Source organism: Rhodovulum viride, from assembly GCF_003265965.1.
In the GTDB taxonomy this organism is placed as follows: domain Bacteria; phylum Pseudomonadota; class Alphaproteobacteria; order Rhodobacterales; family Rhodobacteraceae; genus Rhodovulum; species Rhodovulum kholense.
This window is the reverse complement of the sequence record NZ_MUAV01000071.1, coordinates 1-2,165: the sequence shown is the minus strand read 5'-3', so window position 1 is coordinate 2,165 and position 2,165 is coordinate 1. Positions and strand designations below refer to the sequence as shown.

Annotated in this window: 5 protein-coding genes; all 5 read left to right on the top strand. The window is 73.2% G+C overall.

Going from position 1 to position 2,165, the window contains the following annotated elements; genetic code table 11:
* The first annotated feature begins 79 nt into the window (after positions 1-79).
* On the top strand, positions 80-436 hold the full coding sequence (locus BYZ73_RS20865) for a hypothetical protein (RefSeq protein ID WP_112317532.1): 357 nt from the start codon (positions 80-82) through the stop codon (positions 434-436).
* On the top strand, positions 433-981 hold the full coding sequence (locus BYZ73_RS20860) for a hypothetical protein (RefSeq protein ID WP_112317531.1): 549 nt from the start codon (positions 433-435) through the stop codon (positions 979-981). The genes BYZ73_RS20865 and BYZ73_RS20860 overlap by 4 nt, the downstream gene beginning before the upstream one ends.
* On the top strand, positions 978-1,307 hold the full coding sequence (locus BYZ73_RS20855; RefSeq protein ID WP_112317530.1) for a phage head closure protein: 330 nt from the start codon (positions 978-980) through the stop codon (positions 1,305-1,307). Before BYZ73_RS20860 ends, BYZ73_RS20855 begins: the two co-directional genes overlap by 4 nt.
* The gene (locus BYZ73_RS20850; RefSeq protein WP_112317529.1) at positions 1,304-1,813 is read left to right on the top strand and encodes an HK97-gp10 family putative phage morphogenesis protein; all 510 of its coding nucleotides are present in this window, start codon (positions 1,304-1,306) and stop codon (positions 1,811-1,813) included. Before BYZ73_RS20855 ends, BYZ73_RS20850 begins: the two co-directional genes overlap by 4 nt.
* A partial coding sequence (gp17, locus tag BYZ73_RS20845) for a tail completion protein gp17 (RefSeq protein WP_146746383.1) occupies positions 1,810-2,165 on the top strand: 356 nt, incomplete at its 3' end. The genes BYZ73_RS20850 and gp17, both read left to right, overlap by 4 nt.

The window sequence follows — 2,165 nt, the reverse complement described above, 5'->3', positions numbered from 1 at the left end:
GCCCAGCCATGACGAGGCCATCGCGGGCTTCACCGCGACCGGCTGGTCGCTCTGACCTCCCAGCAGAAAGGACAAGACCATGACGAAGGTGATCCTCAAGTTCCGCCGCGCTTACGGGCGCTACAACCGCGGCGAGGTGGCGGGGTTCGCGCCCGCCCTGGCCGCGAAGCTGACCCGGGGCGAGGACCCGGTGGCGGCGGTCTTCGACCGGGCGGCCGAGGCGCAGCTGGCCGCGGCGGCCGATCCGGCCGGGATCGAGGCGAAGGCCGCCGATCTGGCCGCCCGCGAGGCGGCGCTGGCCGAGCGCGAGGCCGCCCTGGCCCAGGCCGAGGCCAAGGCCCAGGCGGGCGCACCGCCGAAGCAGGGCAAGGCGCCCGACAAGGCCCCCGACAAGGAATCGGCCAAGGATGCCGACAAGGATGCGGCGACGGCATGATCCTGGCCGAGATCCCGCCGCTCGGTGTCAGTGTCGAGGCGTATAAACGCGCCTCGCATTGGGAGGGCGATGCGGACAATTCCCGGATCGAGGCCTGTCTGGCGGCGGCGCAATCGGCGGTCGAGACCGCCACCCGCCGCCCGCTGACCCTGCGCCGGGTCCGGTTCGAAACCGCGGCCGGACAGGGGCGCCGCTGGTGGGTGCCGGTCGCGCCCGCCCGCGAGCTGCTGGGCGTGACCTGGTCGGACGGCGAGCTGGGCGCGGACGCCGCCCGGCTTCTCTTTGCCGATAGCGAACCGCAGATCCTGTTCTCGGACGGGGCCTTAGCGGGCGTACCGGATGGCGCGCCCCTCTCCATCACGCTTTCCGTGGGACCGGACATCGTGCCGCCGACACTGGCCCAAGCGGTGATCCTGATCGCGCGGGACTGGCTGGAAGCGGGGATCGCCATCGAGACGGTCGAAAGCCCCCGCATCGCCTTCGGGGCGCGGGCGCTGATCCGGCAGGCCCGCTACCGGCGGCCCGGGATCTGGTGCCGCAGATGAGCCCGCGTCTCGACCGGCGGGTGACTTTCGAACGCCAGGGTGCGGGGCGGAACGCGCTGAACGAACCCACGGGCGCCTGGGAAAGCCTCGCCACGCTCTGGGCCGCGCGGACCGATCTGACCGAGACCGAACGCGCCGCGGCGGGCCAGATCGGGGCGGTGCGGGCGGCCCGCTTCACCCTGCGCCGCTCCGATCTCGCCCTGGGCCTCACTGCAGCCGACCGGATGAAGGTGGGCGGGCATGTCTGGAACATCACCGGCGTCGCCGCGCGCGGCCGCTGGGTCGACGTCTTGGCCGTCAGCACCGGCCGGAAGGAGGAGGCATGAGCAAACAATCCGTCTCGGTCGAGGGCCTGGCCGACCTGGAAAAGATGATGGTGGAACACCTGCCCAAATCAACCGGCCGGGGCGTTCTGCGCCGGGTCGGCACGGCCGCGCTGAAGATCTTCGTCGACCGGGCGCGGGATCTGGCGCCGCGCGCCAGCGGCGATCTGGCCGAAAGCCTCGCGGTCTCGACCCGGCTCGACCCCGGACAGCGCCGCGATCACCGCCGCCTCGTCAGCGATGACAAGGCCGCCGTCGAGCTCTTCGGCGGTGCCGCGGCGCTCCCGCATGCCCATCTGGTCGAGTTCGGCACCGTCGAGCGCCACCTCGCAAGCGGCGGCTCGACCGGCACCATGCCCGCCCAGCCCTTCATGCGCCCCGCCTGGGATGCGACCCGCGACGCGGTGCTGGACGATATTGCCGACGGGCTCGGGCGCGAGATCGCCGCCACCGTCGCCCGCCGCGCGAAGCGGCTGGCGAAGAAGCGCGCGCAGGGGGGCGGCCGATGAGCCTCAAGGCCGATCTGACCGACCTGCTGCTGCGCGATCCGGCCCTCGCCGATCTGGTCGGCCCCCGCATCACCTGGGGCCGACGCGCCCCGGGCGAGGGCCTGCCCGCGCTGGTCCTGACGCGGGTCGGCGCGACGCGCGACTATCACATGAAGGGCGTCACCACGCTGCGCCGGACCCGGATCCAGGCCGAGATCCTGGCCACCACGCTCGCCGAGGCGGGCGAGGTCGAGGGCGTCATGATCGACCGGCTCGACGGGGTCCGCGGGCCCCATGGCGGCACGGATATCCGCGGCGTCTTCGTCGAGGCGCTGCGCGACGGGCTCGACACCGACCGGGACGGCAGCGGGAT